The 17,439-nt window shown below is 40.6% G+C and carries 15 protein-coding genes and 1 pseudogene; 11 read left to right on the top strand and 5 right to left on the bottom strand.

From position 1 onward, the window contains the following. On the top strand, positions 1-458 hold a 458-nt coding region (locus QVP90_RS14675; protein WP_288204653.1), incomplete at its 5' end, for a PD-(D/E)XK nuclease domain-containing protein. 449 nt (positions 459-907) lie between these two features. On the opposite strand, the gene QVP90_RS14680 is transcribed toward QVP90_RS14675, so the two are convergent. Continuing rightward, positions 908-6,436: a T9SS type A sorting domain-containing protein gene (locus QVP90_RS14680; RefSeq protein ID WP_021936848.1), complete on the bottom strand. Its 5,529-nt coding sequence runs from the start codon at positions 6,434-6,436 to the stop codon at positions 908-910. Positions 6,437-6,636: 200 nt separating this feature from the next. Between QVP90_RS14680 and QVP90_RS14685 the strand changes: the two genes are divergently transcribed. Together QVP90_RS14685 and QVP90_RS14690 are read left to right on the top strand one after the other, a co-directional pair. Continuing rightward, positions 6,637-8,523, top strand: coding sequence for a tetratricopeptide repeat-containing sensor histidine kinase (locus tag QVP90_RS14685; protein WP_021936849.1), 1,887 nt, complete (start codon positions 6,637-6,639; stop codon positions 8,521-8,523). 17 nt (positions 8,524-8,540) lie between these two features. Further along, the gene (locus QVP90_RS14690) at positions 8,541-9,179 is read left to right on the top strand and encodes a response regulator (RefSeq protein WP_021936850.1); all 639 of its coding nucleotides are present in this window, start codon (positions 8,541-8,543) and stop codon (positions 9,177-9,179) included. Positions 9,180-9,377: 198 nt separating this feature from the next. On the opposite strand, the gene QVP90_RS14695 is transcribed toward QVP90_RS14690, so the two are convergent. The 4 genes from QVP90_RS14695 to QVP90_RS14710 form a co-directional block, all read right to left on the bottom strand. Continuing rightward, positions 9,378-9,638 (bottom strand): hypothetical protein, encoded by a 261-nt coding sequence (locus QVP90_RS14695; RefSeq protein WP_021936852.1) that lies wholly within the window; start codon positions 9,636-9,638, stop codon positions 9,378-9,380. A gap of 3 nt (positions 9,639-9,641) precedes the next feature. After that, positions 9,642-10,004 carry a phage holin family protein gene (locus QVP90_RS14700; protein WP_005923612.1) on the bottom strand — a complete coding sequence of 121 codons (363 nt, stop codon included), beginning with the start codon at positions 10,002-10,004 and terminating at the stop codon, positions 9,642-9,644. Positions 10,005-10,031: 27 nt separating this feature from the next. Further along, a complete protein-coding gene (locus QVP90_RS14705) occupies positions 10,032-10,238 on the bottom strand; it encodes a YtxH domain-containing protein (protein ID WP_005923609.1) in 207 nt (68 codons plus the stop codon). 93 nt (positions 10,239-10,331) lie between these two features. Then, positions 10,332-11,597, bottom strand: a complete 1,266-nt coding sequence (locus QVP90_RS14710; protein ID WP_005923606.1) for a DEAD/DEAH box helicase — start codon at positions 11,595-11,597, stop codon at positions 10,332-10,334. A 246-nt stretch (positions 11,598-11,843) separates the two neighbouring features. On the opposite strand from QVP90_RS14710, the gene QVP90_RS14715 reads away from it, so the two are divergent. The 8 genes and pseudogenes from QVP90_RS14715 to QVP90_RS14750 all read left to right on the top strand — a co-directional run. Then, the gene (locus QVP90_RS14715; RefSeq protein ID WP_007480463.1) at positions 11,844-12,614 is read left to right on the top strand and encodes an SDR family NAD(P)-dependent oxidoreductase; all 771 of its coding nucleotides are present in this window, start codon (positions 11,844-11,846) and stop codon (positions 12,612-12,614) included. Further along, positions 12,611-13,018 carry a lipocalin-like domain-containing protein gene (locus QVP90_RS14720; protein WP_005923601.1) on the top strand — a complete coding sequence of 136 codons (408 nt, stop codon included), beginning with the start codon at positions 12,611-12,613 and terminating at the stop codon, positions 13,016-13,018. Before QVP90_RS14715 ends, QVP90_RS14720 begins: the two co-directional genes overlap by 4 nt. A 30-nt stretch (positions 13,019-13,048) precedes the next feature. Next, complete coding sequence (locus tag QVP90_RS14725) at positions 13,049-13,549, top strand: SPOR domain-containing protein (protein ID WP_005923597.1); 501 nt, start codon at positions 13,049-13,051, stop codon at positions 13,547-13,549. A gap of 256 nt (positions 13,550-13,805) precedes the next feature. Then, on the top strand, positions 13,806-14,633 hold the full coding sequence (gene cysQ, locus QVP90_RS14730; RefSeq protein WP_005923594.1) for a 3'(2'),5'-bisphosphate nucleotidase CysQ: 828 nt from the start codon (positions 13,806-13,808) through the stop codon (positions 14,631-14,633). A gap of 16 nt (positions 14,634-14,649) precedes the next feature. Continuing rightward, positions 14,650-16,206, top strand: coding sequence for an SLC13 family permease (locus QVP90_RS14735; RefSeq protein WP_007480464.1), 1,557 nt, complete (start codon positions 14,650-14,652; stop codon positions 16,204-16,206). A gap of 75 nt (positions 16,207-16,281) precedes the next feature. Then, positions 16,282-16,644 (top strand): four helix bundle protein, encoded by a 363-nt coding sequence (locus QVP90_RS14740; RefSeq protein WP_005923591.1) that lies wholly within the window; start codon positions 16,282-16,284, stop codon positions 16,642-16,644. Positions 16,645-16,738: 94 nt separating this feature from the next. After that, positions 16,739-17,302, top strand: coding sequence for an adenylyl-sulfate kinase (cysC, locus tag QVP90_RS14745; protein WP_085930803.1), 564 nt, complete (start codon positions 16,739-16,741; stop codon positions 17,300-17,302). 27 nt (positions 17,303-17,329) lie between these two features. After that, positions 17,330-17,439, top strand: a pseudogene (locus QVP90_RS14750) (sulfate adenylyltransferase subunit CysD); the annotation flags it as partial.

Here is a 17,439-nt window from a genome sequence, read left to right on the forward strand (position 1 = left end):
GGTATGTCCCTACTTACGAACGCTTCGTCGACGAGCGTGATTTCGAATCGCTTGTGCGAAATTATTTCGAACAATACCTCGGCCAGTTCCCTGCGCAGGTATTCGACAAGATCAATGAAAATTTCATCCGTTGCTCTTTCTTCGAGTTGGTATCCCGTTACCTGAGCAGTTGCTATACCTTTGCCATCGAACAGAACAATTCGGAAGGACGCGCCGACTTCGAAATGCCCGGCATACCGGGCGCGGATTATTACACGGACGACCGTCTGGTGGAGTTCAAATATTACAAAGCCAAAGAGGCGGAAAAGATGTTAGCATCGGATGCGCCTCTGCCCGAACATGTAGAGCAGGTGCACCGCTATGCCGAAGACACACTGCGGCATTTCCCGAACTATAAGGTGCGGACGTATGTGGTTTACATCTGTGCCAACCGAGGATGGAAATGTTGGGAGGTATAGAAGAAGGCGTATATATCCGGAGTAACTGTGAGGTGGTAGTACTGATATAGTTGTTGTATTGATAAGTATAGATAAACTACCTTTTGAAAAAACGGTAAAGCAAGATAGAACAGAGAAATGATGTTTTTAAGATAAAATATTGTATATCAAGTATATAAGGTGGTATTTTGTTAAGAAGAAGCATGCATATTCATCGGAAAAAGAAATTAATATTAACACTCTGTTAATGTTAATTCTTTATAGCCATGAATACGTATTCTTGCACTTAAAGAATTAATGTTTTGTAGAACAGGAATTAATACTTGGAAAAGGTGATTAACAATGTTAAAAAAGAGACAATTGCCCCAAAGAAGATTATATCCGTTTGATACGGTCGAAACTTAAGTAAAAAAAGATCCCTGCTTCAACACCGAAGCAGGGATCTTTTTTTGAATAGAAGTTTTTTGAGTTTATTTTTTTATAAACCGCCGGGTAGTCACTTTGTCTTCGGATACGATTCTTAAAAGATAGGTACCTGTCGGGTAGCTACTGCATGATATTTCTGTTTCTTCGTTTCTGACTTCTTTCATGAACATACATTGTCCATTCATGCTAATGATAGAAACAATAGCTTTGTTTGCATATAAAGGTATTCCTTTTATAAATAGTAAGTCGGATACCGGAGAAGGATAAATAATCATATCATCTACATTTTGAGTAATGATATTATCCGGAATTATACCTGACATCGGAACGCTTATTTCTGCATAGGTTCCCGAACCATCGATGGCGGTAGCCCGCACAATTATATCTCCGCCTTTGGTGCTATTGGCGACCAGCAAACCTTTGGCTGTAATATATGCCAGATCTTCGCCTTGCGTGATGGTCCAGTTTACGTTCTTATAAGCAGCAGTCACAGGATAGACGTCAGCGTACAGATGTAATGTCTGCTGATCGTCATTTAATATGGCTTCTTCTTCTAAGTGGCGAATGTAAAGTTCGTCTACAAAAGTGACATTTTGCGCGTTTGCAACATTGACAATGTTAGATTCCGCTTTCACGAGTTTAGTACTTCTTGCAGGTATTTTCAGGAGAGTACTGCTCATAGGCTCCCATTCGTCTTCGTAATAGGTGCTGTATTCGATGGCGTAGTACAAAAGTCCTTCCGGAGCATTCATATCCGAATAAGAACTTGTATTTCCTGATACAGAAGCAATCTCTTGCATGTTGTCTGCCGATAAACCTCGCAAAATACGGTAATTGTCGATAGTGGTACCTTCGTATTTGCTCCACATCAGGTTCCAGCTATCACCCATTCCCTTATTGATTGTCAGATGCAGGCTTTGATGAGTATTACCCGGATCTGTTGTTATGCCAAAGGACGTATTTAAACGGATTTGGTATCGTGATGTTGTCACGGCCGGATTGGAAGTCATATCAATAAAGTGATTGGTAGATGGGGTAACTTCTCCTATTAATTCAAATTGATTGTAATGGTTGGTTTCCTTATAGATCATTACATTGGTCACATAATCCGGCAAGTCTTTGAATTGCCAGTTGATTTGATTTTTACTGGTTTCTTTGTCTATGGAGATCAGAGAAATCTGTGGCCTGGCAAATGCCTTTTTCACCGTGATATTTTTAGTCGACATTACTCCACCGCATCCGCTGTCGTTTACCGTCAGTCTAACCACATAATTACCTTCTTTCTTAAATATTGCTTTTACTGCTCTTGTGTTCTTTTTGTGTTCGAAACTGATACCGAAGCGTGCAGGGGTGTAAAAATGATCCATGTCATCGGTAGTTGTCACTTCAAATTCGAAAGAACGATCGGTTAGGAAGATATCATCTGATATATTGAAGGACGTTTCTGTATCGGCAATAGTAACAACCGGCAGGGAGAAAGAGGCATCTATGGGTGCTTTCACCAAGAATGAAACAGGGGTAGTGACTCCTTCGGAAGTAACTTTCAATGTTTTAATTCCGGAAGTGGTCCATACAACTTCATAGCTGTTATCTCCATTGTCTTGCAGCAGATCTGCCCCTCCCCAATCTATTTGAATATCGTCTGTTATAGTGCCATTATAGCGTATGACGGCCGATTTGTTTTGGCAAATTTCTTTCGGAAGGCTCAAGAGCGGTTTGGGAGTAACTTCCAATATGAACGGCTCTGAGAAGTTGGAAGAGATGTTCCAAGCATCAATCGATTGAATTTGAACTTCATATTTCCCTACCGGAATGACGGATACCGGAATGCGATATTGAGTTCCGTGCAGATATTCATATTTTGCCGGAATAGGTTTGGCTTCATTGCTTAATCCGTTCATTGGGGATACAATGAATGCTCCCTCTCCGGTTACTCCTTGTTTTTTGATGCTGAGATTATAACGCATTTGTGTAAAAGGAGTTTCTTTATCTTTTGCCGGATCCCATTCCACGGTGACAAAACCTTTGTCGTCTTGTATGGCGCGCAGGTTTTGCGGGACTTCAGGAGCGGTATTGGTTATACGGGTATTGCTTATTATTTTTAATCCATTACATTCTCCTACATAGTCAGGTTTGCCATCTCCATTCAAATCGAGAGGATAATAAATCCCCGCAAAATGCCAGTTTATTCCCCATGAACCATCATTTCCGCCTCTGGTAGTTTCATAGGTATATAGTTCGCTTTGTTCGTTCGGGTACATGTATAAGATTTGATTCATATTGGATGCAACTATATCCGGATATCCATTATTGTCTATATCTGCAAAGAAAGTTGCGATGTTGGGTATTTCAATGGGATTTTCCGAGTATGTTAATTGACCGTTTTGACTAAAGTAGATATAGGCGTGGTAATAATCTGTATCTCCCCTATTGCTTCTGACACAATATAAGTCTTTGATTCCATCGTTGTTCAAATCGACGCAATAACGAATTTCATCATTGAGCACATACTTTTCGAAAGTTGATAGGCGACTTTCTATCCATTCAAATTCAAAATTTCCTTTGTTTAGATAGATACCTTCGGAGCAGATAACATCTGTTAGGTTATCGTTGTTTATATCGGTATAATATACATTGTGCAAATAAGTGTTTTCTTCTGGGCCGATGTAAAACAATTGGTGCGGAATGAATGTATTCCAATCTCCGCTGTTTTCGTGGATAATTATTTTAGAAGTATATGGTGTGGCATCATAAGTTTCTGTTTTTTCTTCTATAAAATCCGGACGTCCGTCATTATTAAAATCAACAGGTGTATAGTCTTTATAAGGTTTGCCGTAATAGTTGAATTGTTCCATTAATTGTTCCTTTGTAACTTCAAAGCGGTTGCTTCCTTGATTTATAAGAATATTAGGAGCGTCATCTCCCATACTTTCATTGAAATTTCCAATGAAATCGATTAAGCCGTCTCTGTTAAAATCAATAGGTGTAGAAGAAATTCTAACTTCTAAATTTGTATTGAAAATACCCGGTGACTTTTCAAAGAGCCCATCGGCGTTGAGGTTATAGACTCCATCACTGGTAATAAATTCAAGTGTCCCGTCGTTATCGGTGTCTGAAACATTCATTATATAAGGTATTCTAATACCTTTTATATATGCTGAACCTTTATCGTCAAATCTAACCGGATATACATGTACGTCATTGGTTACGGAAGGACTGATATTGCCATCGGAATCCGTCACTTGAAGTGAAATGCTTTTTGAGCCTTGGCTATTGAAAACAACCTGCAATTGGCTCTTTTCGGCATTTGCTTTGATAATTTCTCCTCCGTTCAAATCCCATGTATAGGTGCAAGTAGGATCGGTGATGCCGTCATAAGCCACCATTAAAGTATCTCCGGTAGTTATTGATTTGTTGGAGATGAAAATAGCGGCATTGATAACTTCATGTTTATAGATCACTTCATCCGACCATGCCGACCCTTTACCCATCGGATCGATGGCTTGTATAGCGATGTAATAGTTGCCTTTTTTCCATCCGGATACATTTAGTGTTTTATCCAGATTATATCCCATGTTTCCGGGAAGAATGTTGAGTCGTCTACCATTAATATCGGCATTAGCGTAAAAAATATCTCCCTTACCCGGTTCGCTTCCGATTCGTAACGCATAAGTTAAGTCAATGGAAGGGGATTTGTCGTCTTTTCCCAATTCCCAGTTAATTTTCAGCATGCCTGCGGCGGGATCGGATACGATGGTAGGAGAAGCGGGCTTGTCGGGAGCTTTATTGCCGGAAACTGCTACGTCATTGAATCGGAAGAATCGGCTGCTGCTTGTATTGAGATTTTTATCATAGTCATACTCTTGGCTGTGTAGCAACATGTCATAGGTGCCATCTCCGTCAAAATCTCCGAGGATGGCTTTCATATCATTGGGATGCCTGATTCTCGTATCTTTTAAGATCGGTTCGCTCGATTCGGAAAAAGTCAAATTGGAAGTTCCTTTCAAGCAGTAAAGCTCACCGAATAAGGTTCGATTATCGTCATAGCTAAAAGCATCTAAAGCCAATACATCGTAATAACCGTCATTATCAATGTCGGCACATGCTATAAAATGCAGCTTTTTGCGATAAGTATTGTTTTCGTTTATCTTGAAATGTCCTTTACCATCGTTGACACAAAGCACCAGATACGAATATTCTCCTATATCGGTGGAGTTACTAAAAGGCAGCAATATGTCGATGTCTCCATCATTGTCAAAATCATAGAAATAGATATCCTCATCCATTGTGAGATTACTCATCAGAGTCTGCTTTTCAATGCTACCATCTTTGTTGAATACAATGGTGCTTACTATTTTATCGGATTTATCGTAAACCACATAATCGGTGATATAATCACCGTTTAAATCCCGGGGATAAAGCATACCTTCTTGAGGTGCGTAGAGAAAACGGTTATTACCCCGGTTCAACAAGATTGCACCGGTTTGTTCATCAATCAGATCTTCATAACCGTCTTTGTTGAAGTCCATACTGTAATACTCCCTGCTCGACTTGAAAGAAGCCACATTCTTGTCGATTTTGTCTCCGATAGGGACTCCTACATCACCTCCTAAATTACCAAGACCGATGCCGGATGATTGAAAATTCGATTCCCAGCGATTGTAAGATAAAGTGTCTTCTTCCGAACTGACCGGTATGATTTCGCTGCGGATGAAAGTACCGTCTTCCGCTTGGCGGTAAACAAAACGTTGACTCTCCATCAAGTCGGGCTTACCGTCGTTATTGTAGTCACAAGGGTAAGGTGCGACTACTCCTTCTTGCAATTGCCAACTTCCATCCGGTTGACTGATGGCAACGCTGCCGCCTCTTAAATACCGAAAATCGGGGACAGAATTATTGTTCAAATTGCATATACGGGGGTAAAGGTCATCAATTCCGCCCGGTATCACTTTATCGGGAATGCAATCCAGCCCCGGATAGTTATAAGATGCAAACTGGTAGGAATAAGCATATACCGATCCGTGTATATTTTTTTTGCCGGCGTTTACCAAAAACTCCATCTTTCCATCACCGTCTATATCATAAATATTACCGGCAGATTCCACGGAGTAAGTATAGTCGATGGGCGATACATAATTACTGATAACAACATTGGATACTGAGCCTTGCATGTGAGTCGCTTGCAGATAAACCTCGGTAAGTCCATCTGTATTTAAATTATAAGGTAGCTCTATTGTTTGATCTCCATCGTACATAACTTTGGCTTCTATACCTCCGATTATCAAGCTGATCTCGTCATTACTTCTGTTGAGGTTTTGTATTGTCAAATAGATAGGGAGCTTGTAACTGGCTGATTCGCTGAAATAAAAAGACGGTAATCGGTAGGTAGCTTTTGTTCCCCGGGAAATATTTCCCGTTCCGGAAAGAGTATATTTCCCGTTTTCTTCTTTCCATTGATAGGTGTACGAGAGGGTAGCAGATTCCTTTATTATATTCTGTCCCTGCACCGATTCGATATTGTAACCGCTTCCCAATAGAAGTAGAAACAACCATGTGGTAATTTGTTCTTTCATAAGCTTAAGAAAAAATTAGTAATATTATTGATTGCAACAAAGGTAGGTCAATTACATATGCGTCATTGTCACCCAAAAGGGTGATTTTGCATTGTTCGCCCGATTAGGCGGTTAAAAGTATGAACTTGATAAGGTGTGTATGTAGAAAAATATGCTACTTTTGTCTCGCTAAAAAACAAAACTAAAGTTTATCTTATATTATGAGGAAGCAATTTCTATTGGCTATATGTTTATTGGTAGGAATTACAGGTGTTTTGGCGGAGGTAAGATCTTCGGATGTGATTATAGAGAATTTATGTAAACAGGGAGAAAGGTGCATGGATGAAGCGAAATATGATTCATCTTTCTATTTCTACAATATGGCCCTAAGTCAGAATGGAGTGAAAAGTACAGATTGGTATGCGAAAATAATCAATGGCAGAGGGCTTTTATATTATACAACAGGCGATATGGACAGTGCCCTTGCGGATAAGTTGGAGGCTGTTCGATTGCTGAACCGGAAAGAGCATCCGGATCTTGAAGGATTGGTTGATGCTTACAGTACGCTCGGCATTATTTATCGTCGCCGTCAGATGCCGGATTCGGCTCTTGTCTATTATGAAAAAGCTTTGGATTCGGCCGAGAAGCTTGGAAATGATGAATGGCTTGCCAATATTTATAATAATCTTGCTGTGTTTTATGCTAATAATAAGCGGCTGGACGAAGCATTGACCTACATTCGTAAAGCTATCTTTTATGTAGAGCAAACGGATAATGCTTCGGATATCGTCTTTGCATATCAGGTGGAGTGTTCTATATATATGTTAAGGAAGGAGTCGGAGCGGGGGATACCTTCTCTCAGAAAAGCCATTGCAGTTGCTTCAGAGCACAACCTTCCACGGGCAGAGTTGCGTTGTTTGCCCAATATAATGGCGATGTATTCCAACCGGCAGGAAAAAGATTCGGTAATGTATTATATGCGCCGAGGCGATGAATTGCTTAAAATAACACCGCCGGAAACAGTGGAAGGGTTGGGCTTTATTGAAATGAAAGCGCGATTATTACTGGAATATGGGCAGTATAAAGAAGCCGTCAAGTGGTTGCGGTATCTTAAAAATATTCCACAGAACGAACAGACGGCCATAGATGCGCTCTATTTAAGAATGGCAAAATGTTATCAGAACCTTGGAGAAAAGGATAAAGCATATGTTTATATGGATAGTGCTCGTATGTGGACCGATTCGCTTGCCCGGCGAAAGGTGGAAACGCAACTGTCGGATTTTTCCGCTAAATATGAAACTCGTGAAAAAGAATTGGAAATAGCTCGTCTGCAACAAGAACAACTTAAACAGGAAGCAAATAGAATGGCAATGGGAATTATCGGTACAATACTTATAGCGGTGTTGGCTATCAGCATTATTATCGCAACGCAAAAAAGAAAACAGATTGAGAAAAATATGAAGCTTTTGGAACAGGAAAGCGATTTGAAAGCTGCCAGAAAATACATTGAAGGACTGGAAAGTGAACGTAAACGTTTCGCCAAAGAACTGCATGACGGGGTAGCTAACGATCTTTTAGGATTACAGATGAAATTGAGTTCGGTGGGAGACAATCCGGATGAAAAGGAGGAAATGGTGAAGTCTGTAAATGAGCTTAGGCAGAATGTCCGCAATATTTCTCATGAATTGATGCCACCCGAATTCAATCATTTAAGTATCGATAAGATTATCGGTTACTATCTGACCGATATGCAGAAAACATATGGATTCGTGTTGGCTTACGAAGCAGCTTCGGACACATGTTGGGAACGGGTTCCACAAGAAACTGCTTACGAAGTATACCGTATAACTCAAGAATTGATGACGAATATTGCCAAACATGCCGGAGCACACTCGGTCAGTGTATCACTCAGTGCTGTGACCGATGAAAAATATCGGTTGAGGATAGAGAATGATGGCAATGCTTTCTCTGCTGCTATGGCTGCGGATGCGACAAATAAGCAAGGAGGTATCGGTATACGTACAATTCAAGACCGTGCCAAATCGATATCGGCCGTTTTTGAAACATTGAACGAAAGTGGAAGAACGGCTTTCTTGCTTACGTTTTAATCTAAAAGAGGTGGTGTATGGAAGTGGAATGCTGTGAAATACTGGTTGTCGATGATCATCCGATTGTTTTGGAGGGTATAAAGAAGATAGCTTCTGCATTGGAAGGTGTGAAATGCGATGGCATTATGGAAGTGGAACAACTGGAACATTATTTTTCTGCGCGTTCTCCTTATAATATGTATATATTAGATCTTGAATTTCCCCAAGCGGATGGTTTCAGTGTACTCCGAATGCTTCGCGATAAGGCACCGGATAGTCGTATTCTGATCTATACGATGCATGAAGAGCCTTGGATGCTGGCTAAACTTATTGATGCCGATATTGATGGTTTGGTTTCGAAGAATGCAGATTTGTCAGAGCTACAAAAAGCGATTTCTGCTTTGCGGAGTGGAGAAACTTATTTCAACGAGATGTTTCTCGATATGATCCGGCATGGAAAAGAGTTTTATATCTGTACGGAGAATAAAGGACCGAACCTTTCCTCACGGGAAAAAGAGATACTGGCATATATCGTTAAGGGATTCAATAACAAGCAAATATCGGAATTAATCTATCTCAGTGAAAATACGATTAAAACTTATCGCAAACGCTTGATGATTAAGATAGGGGCAAAGAATGCTGCCGATCTTGTCTTTAAGGGAAAAGATTTTTTATGATATGATAAATCGGGATGAAAGAGAGGGTCGGAAGAATATATACTTTTGTCATATAGAAGTATATATTCTTACACTACAAAAGCATATACTCTTGCCATGTAAAAGTGTACATCCTTATAAATGCTGGTTATCTGCTGGTTATGGCTGTAAATTGATTGTGCCAATGGCTGCTGAATTGTAGCTCTTGATAGATTTTTCCTAATTTCTTCTGAAGAAGCGACGGACTTGTTTTAGTATTTTCCATCCTAACATGACTCCGTCGAAGACCGCCATTCCTGTATTGAACGATCTCATCAGCGCATCTCCTTTAGAAGCGGCAGGTGCAAGTGGTGCAAATATTCTTCGCGTAGTCCGGCTCATTGCCTTTTTTTGTTCCCGTATTTCTTCCAGTTTCTCCGCTTTGAGCCGGGCGATGTATTCTAATGTGATTGTCTGAGGTTTTTGTTGCTGATTGTTCATGACTTATTCCTTTGAATCGTTAAGAAACAGACCGGCAAGGAAGTTTACCATCGGGGAGATGATGAGTTTCTTGCGGAAAATAATGACAATGGCAATTAGTAAGATGTTGATAGCCGCAATAATGCCGAAACTTACCATGAGACCGCCTACCAATGGCTCTAAAATATATGCCAAGGCGAATAAAAAATAAAACAGAGCCACCATCCCGAGAATGATAAGTACCAAAACCATAATTAGGGTGGAAAGGAGTATAGTCAGCTTTTCCGTTAATTCCAGTTTGGTGTATTCTTTTTGGAGTTCCAGATATTTTTTGAACTCGAAAAATAATTGCTGGAAGTTTTCAATACTTTTGTCGTCTGCAAACATGATGGCTCTGTTTTTTTTGGTTCTTCTTTAATCGGTTACTTCTTTCAGTTCGGCTGCAATTTCGTCAACGAGGTTTTCCATTTCGCTACGATTCAGTTTGATACCTTTCTTACGAAGAATTTCTGCGATTTTATGACGAGTATCTTCTCCTTTTTCCGGAGCAAACAAGATACCAAGGGCTGCACCTACGGCTGCACCACCCAAAAAAGCTGCTAATACATTAAGTCCTTTCATAATTCTAATGTTTTAAAATGATAATACTACAAATATAACATTTTTATTGATAAGGATGTTCTGTAAGGCATGATTTTTTTGAGTCTTTTCCGATTATTTTTTTTGTTCTCTTTTGGGTACCTGTTTCTTTCTACGCCAGAAATCGCCATTGGAACGGCTTCCACGGTAAACTTTATTTTCTTTGGCTTTAGCTTTGATCTCTTCTGTTTTCACCTCTTGCGCTTTCATGCCTTCGTTGGTGATGAACGGATGTTCGCTCACGACCGGGATTGTTTTTCCGATCAGCTTCTGAATATCCTTTAAATAAGGGATTTCTTCCGATTCGCAGAAAGAGATGGCGATGCCTTCGTGTCCGGCACGACCGGTACGGCCGATGCGATGTACATAAGTTTCCGGGACATTGGGGAGTTCGTAGTTGATGACATGTGACAGTTGGTCCACATCGATGCCACGTGCCGCAATGTCTGTTGCTATCAGTACACGGAGCGTGTGGTTCTTAAATTCGGTCAAAGCTCGTTGACGGGCATTCTGCGATTTGTTGCCATGTATGGCTTCGGCGCGTATTCCCGCTTTTGTCAAGGTGCGTGCCAATTTGTCGGCGCCGTATTTGGTACGTGTAAAGATCAAAACCGATTCGACAGACTTATCTTTCAGCAGATGCAGAAGCAAGTCTTTCTTCTCTTTCTTTTCTACAAAATACACATGTTGTGCAATGGTATCTACAGTAGAGGATGCCGGAGTTACTTCTACTTTTTCCGGATCGGTCAGCATAGAGTTGGCCAAAGTTTCGATTTCCGGAGGCATAGTGGCGGAGAAGAAAAGCGTCTGTCGTTTTGCCGGCAGGAGTTTCAGTATGCGTCTGATGTCATGGATAAAGCCCATGTCGAGCATACGGTCGGCTTCGTCCAAAACAAAAAAGTCGAGAGTTTTGAGCGAAATGAATCCTTGAGTGATCAAGTCTAATAAACGGCCCGGAGTAGCTACTAAGATTTGTACTCCATTGCGCAACGCATCTGTTTGAGGTTTTTGACCTACTCCGCCGAATATCACTGCGTGTTTCAGTCCCGTGTACCGGCCGTATGCTTCGAAACATTCGCCTATTTGGATGGCGAGTTCACGTGTAGGAGTAAGTATCAATGCCTTTATTCCTTTACGGTGATCCGTTTTATATAGTTTTTGCAAGATAGGGATAGAAAAAGCTGCTGTTTTTCCGGTACCGGTCTGTGCGCATCCTAATAAATCTTTTCCTTGGAGTAAAACGGGGATCGACTGTTCTTGTATGGGGGTGGGAGAGGTGTATCCCTCTTCTTGAAGAGCTTTAAGTATGGGCTCTATCAGATTTAAATTTTCAAATATCATGTAAAAAAATTGAATGAGCCTCGCGGCTCTGTTATATTTATTATAGGACAAAATAATGCAAACGAATACAGAGTCAAATTTGCTTGAACTGTGCTGAAGTGCACTTGTTTTATGCAAAGATACGCCAACTTGTGTGGTAAATACTTTTATATCGATTGGTTTAATCTTATTTAACTAAGAGAAAGGTCGAAAGATAGCGGGTTAAGCCGTACTTTTGTTGCTCAATTCTATATAATAGATAACAATATGAGAGGTAAGATTGTTTTTATAACCGGGGCAAGTAGCGGAATTGGTGAAGGTTGTGCCCGGAAGTTTGCTTCACAGGGCTCGGATGTGATACTTAACGCCCGTAACGTTGCTAAACTGGAAGAGTTGAAAAAGGAACTGGAGAAGGCTTATGATATTCGGGTGTTTTTGTTACCTTTCGATGTGCGTGACCGTAAGGCGGCAGTTGATGCATTGGCTTCGCTGCCCGAAAATTGGAAAGCCATTGATGTATTGGTAAATAATGCAGGTCTTGTAATCGGGGTGGATAAAGAATTTGAAGGAAATCTGGATGAATGGGATGTTGTTATAGATACGAATATAAAAGCTTTGTTAGCGATAACCCGTCTGGTTGTTCCCGGAATGGTGGAACGTGGACGCGGACACATTATTAATATCGGTTCTATTGCGGGGGATGCCGCTTATCCGGGTGGTAGTGTGTATTGTGCTACTAAAGCGGCAGTCAAAGCTTTGTCGGATGGATTGCGTATCGACTTGGTGGATACTCCGTTGAGGGTGACAAATGTGAAGCCGGGTATGGTGGAAACGAATTTTACAGTGGTGCGTTATCGTGGTGATAAACAGGCGGCCGACAATTTTTATAAAGGAATTCGTCCGCTTACCGGAGAGGATATTGCGGAAACGGTATATTTTGCAGCTTCGGCACCCGAGCATATTCAGATAGCGGAAGTGTTGGTGATGCCTACCTATCAGGCTACAGGGACAATCTCCTATAAAAAGAAAATGGAATGATGAGAAAATGGTTATACGTTGTTTTATGTCTGTCTTTGCTGTTTTCTGTGGCAACGGCCTGTTCGGACGATGAAGATAAGCTGACTAATAAATGGCAGTTGAGGCGTTATGAATTTCCGGACGGCACAACGCAAACGGTGGATAGCGTATTTTATAATTTTCAGAAAGGTAGTTTTTCGGCCATTTGTTTGTTGGCAGATGGCAATTATCAAACCTTTTTTGGGAATTATTCTTTGCAGGATGATAAAATTTCTATTATTTTGCTGCCTGAATACGGTGGACCGGAATATGATAAGTATATAGGATGGGAAGAAAATAAGCGTATATTCCATGTGGATGAACTTTCTTCTTCTTCGCTTCGGCTTAATTATGAGGGGATTGTATCGGTCTTTAGAAAATATTAAAGTGAAATTATTAACTCAAAAATGTAGATTATGAAAAAATTAGTAGTATTGGGAATGGGTGTATGCATGGTACTGGCATTTGCTTCCTGTAAATCAAGCGAAAGTGCATATAAGAAAGCATACGAGAAAGCAAAACAACAAGAACTGGCAGAACCTCAGGTAGAAGCTCCGGTAGAAGTGACTCCGGTTGTTGCTGCTCCGGTAGAAGTGAAAAAAGCTACTGATGCGGCTAATGGTGTCCGTCAGGAAAAGGTGACGGTCGTATCGGGCAATGGAGATAACCTGAAAGATTATAGCGTGGTATGCGGCAGTTTTGGATTGAAGGCAAATGCCGAAGGTTTGAAGGAATTTTTGGATGCCGAAGGTTACAACGCGACAATTGCATTCAATGCAGAGTCTGCAATGTATCGTGTGATTGTAAGTACTTTCGCTGATCGTGCTTCTGCTGCACAGGCTCGTGACGCATTTAAAGCTAAATATCCTAACCGTAAAGACTTCCAGGGTGCCTGGTTGCTTTATCGGGTATTTTAATAATTTCTTTTTGGTAATATCGGAAGTGGGAAAGCACCCTTCCGGAACAAGGGCAGTAGCTGGGAAGTTACTGCCTTTTTCACAAATATCTCTTTCCTTATTTTAGTAATATTTGGTAATATTAGCCATACTGCTAAAATAAGTTATAAATGATAGTGTGGAAACTTTGGGAGAAAATAAAGTTTTTACTTTTGTAACTCTTTATAGAATGAAATAGTATGCCTTGTTGGAAACAGGGTTATAATAAGATAACAAGATGGAACAGAAATATTTATTTGTTGCTGTTGATGCGGCCCTGAGAGCAGGTGAAAAGATACTTTCTATTTATAATGATCCGAAGTCGGATTTTGAGATAGAGAGGAAAGCCGATAACTCCCCTTTAACAATTGCTGACCGTAAGGCACATGAAACGATTGCCATGATCCTGAATGAAACTCCTTTTCCTGTGTTGAGTGAAGAGGGAAAGCATTTGGATTATGAAGTGCGTAAAGGTTGGAATACGCTTTGGATTGTCGATCCGTTGGATGGGACAAAGGAATTTATAAAGCGTAACGGAGAATTTACCGTTAACATAGCATTGGTTTATGAGGGCATTCCCGTGTTGGGGGTTATTTATCTTCCGGTAAAACAGGAACTATATTTCGCCGAAGAGTCTTTGGGCGCTTATAAGCTTTCGGGAATTACCGCTTTGGATGATTCTGCCTCTTTGGATAAGTTGATAGCTTCTTCTGTTCGTTTGCCCGGGAAAGACTCCCGGAAAGATCATTTTGTAATTGTAGCTTCCCGCTCGCATCTTACCCCTGAAACAGAAACATATATTAATGAGATGAAACGAAAACATGCGGATGTTGAACTGATTTCGAGTGGAAGTTCGATAAAAATATGTCTGGTTGCCGAAGGAAAGGCAGATGTATATCCCCGTTTTGCTCCGACGATGGAGTGGGACACTGCTGCCGGGCATGCCATTGCACGGGCTGCTGGTATGGAAGTTTATCAGGCCGGTGAAGAGTGGCCGCTACAATATAATAAGGAGGATTTGCTGAATCCTTGGTTTATTGTAGAGAAGAAAAGAGTAAATCACTAATTGATTTGTACCGATTATGACATTTGAAATTGTATTTGTACTACTATCGCTATTGGGAATGGTGATTGCTCTTATTATGGACAAGATGCGACCAGGCATGGTACTCTTTTCGGTAGTGGTACTTTTTCTTTGTGCCGGCATTCTTAGTCCGAAAGAGATGCTTGAAGGGTTTAGTAATAAAGGGATGATTACTGTTGCCATGCTTTTCTTGGTAAGTGAAGGTGTTCGCCAATCGGGAGCATTGGGGCAAGTTATCAAAAAACTGCTTCCGGAGGGTAAAACGACTGTTTTTAAGGCACAACTTAGAATGTTGCCTTCTATCGCTTTTATTTCTGCTTTTCTGAACAATACTCCGGTCGTTGTTATTTTTGCTCCTATTATTAAACGGTGGGCACAGGCTGTTCATCTTCCGGCTACTAAATTTTTGATTCCTCTTTCTTATGTTACTATTTTGGGAGGTATCTGTACATTGATCGGTACTTCTACCAATTTGGTTGTGCATGGTATGATTCTTGAAGCCGGATATGAAGGTTTTACGATGTTCGAGTTGGGGAAAGTCGGTATTTTTATTGCTATTGCGGGTATTATTTATCTTTTTGTTTTTTCTAAGAAGCTCTTGCCTGATGCACGTCCGGATACCGCTGTGCCTGATGAAGAGGTGGAAAAAGGAGAGAATTTGCATCGTGTGGAGGCTGTTTTGGGAGCTCGTTTTCCAGGTATTAATAAAACTTTGGCTGAGTTTAATTTTCAGCGTCATTATGGAGCGGAGGTGAAGGAGATAAAAACCCGTAACGGACAACGGATTATTGATAATCTTAATGAGGTGGTGCTCCGTGAAGGCGATACTTTGGTAGTGATGGCTGATGAAACATTTGTTCCTACCTGGGGAGAGTCTTCGGTCTTTGTGCTGCTTGCTAATGGAAAAGACACCGAGCCTGTTCCCGGAAAGAAAAAACGTTGGTTTGCTTTGATTCTGCTTATTCTGATGATTTTGGGTGCCACGGTGGGTGAGTTGCCGGTGACGCAGGAGATGTTTCCGAATATTAAATTAGACATGTTTTTCTTTGTTTCGGTTACTACTATCATAATGGCGTGGACTAAGATATTTCCTGCGCGCAAGTATACCAAATACATTTCATGGGATATTCTGATTACGATTGCCTGTGCCTTTGCTATTAGCAAGGCGATGGTGAATTCGGGTGTAGCCGATGGCGTAGCTGCTTATATAATCAGTTTGAGCAACGATTATGGCCCTCACGTTTTGTTGGCTATCCTGTTTATCATAACCAATCTGTTTACAGAGCTTATTACAAACAATGCGGCAGCGGCTTTGGCATTCCCTCTGGCACTGGCTATTTCCCAACAGTTGGGAGTCGATCCGACACCATTCTTTGTGGTTATCTGTATGGCGGCTTCTGCCAGCTTTTCAACTCCTATCGGCTATCAGACAAATCTGATCGTGCAAGGTATCGGCAACTATAAATTTACGGATTTTGTTCGTATAGGTTTGCCGCTAAATATCATAACTTTCCTTATATCTGTATTTCTGATACCCCTAATTTGGCCCTTTTAGAGTTGAAAGTTGAGAGTTGAAAGTTGAAAGTTTGGAGGAGATAGGGAGTTGAAAGTTGAAAATGAGAACAAAGAAATGGGGAAGAGTATAGTTAGGGAGAAAGCTTTTGTTTTTGCTATTCGTGTAGTGAGACTTTATAAGTTGCTGTGTGAAAGAAATGAATATGTATTATCGAAACAGATGTTACGTAGTGGTACTGCCATTGGTGCTTTGTTGAAAGAAGCAGAACATGCACAATCTGTTGCAGATTTCATAAATAAAGTCAATATAGCTTTAAAAGAAGCCAATGAAACAGAATATTGGCTGATGTTGTTAAAAGAAACAGATTATATATCGGAAACGGAATATGAATCGATGAATGAAAATTGTAGTGAATTGATTAAACTGACAGCCAGTATTGTAAAAACGACTAAAAATAACCTATATGGAGCAAAATAATAATGAAATAGAAAAGAATGATGGGAACGAAGAACTTTCAACTTTCAACTCTCAACTTTCAACTAAAAACAATATTTACCCTATATTCGACCGTATGTTAGCGCGGGAAGACAAAGAAGATTTATTGAAGCAACACAGTGTGATGATATGGTTTACCGGATTAAGCGGCTCCGGAAAGAGTACGATTGCCATTGCATTGGAACGCGAATTGCATAAACGCGGATTGTTATGCCGTATTCTTGACGGTGATAATATCCGTAGTGGAATTAATAATAATTTAGGGTTCTCCGAAGCTGACCGAGTAGAAAATATCCGTCGCATAGCAGAGGTCTCAAAACTGTTTATCGATAGTGGTATCATAACGATTGCCGCATTTATCAGTCCTAATAACGATATTCGTGAAATGGCTGCAAATATTATCGGGCAAGATGATTTTCTGGAAATCTATGTCAGTACTCCGCTTGCAGAATGCGAGAAACGTGATGTGAAAGGCCTGTATGCCAAAGCCCGTAAAGGAGAAATTAAGAATTTTACCGGTATTTCGGCTCCGTTCGAAGCTCCGGAACATCCGGCATTGGAGTTGGATACTTCCAGACTTTCACTTGAAGAATCGGTCAACCGTTTGTTGGAGCTGATTCTGCCGAAAGTAAAAAGATAAAGAGAGATTTTATAAAACAAGAATATAATGAAAGAAGAGTATAAATTAAGCCATCTGAAAGAGCTCGAAGCTGAGTCTATTCATATTATCCGCGAGGTGGCTGCGGAATTCGAGAATCCGGTAATGCTTTATAGTAT

Origin of the sequence: Bacteroides sp. CAG:189, from assembly GCF_000432295.1 — a bacterium.
Lineage (GTDB): Bacteria > Bacteroidota > Bacteroidia > Bacteroidales > Bacteroidaceae > Bacteroides > Bacteroides salyersiae.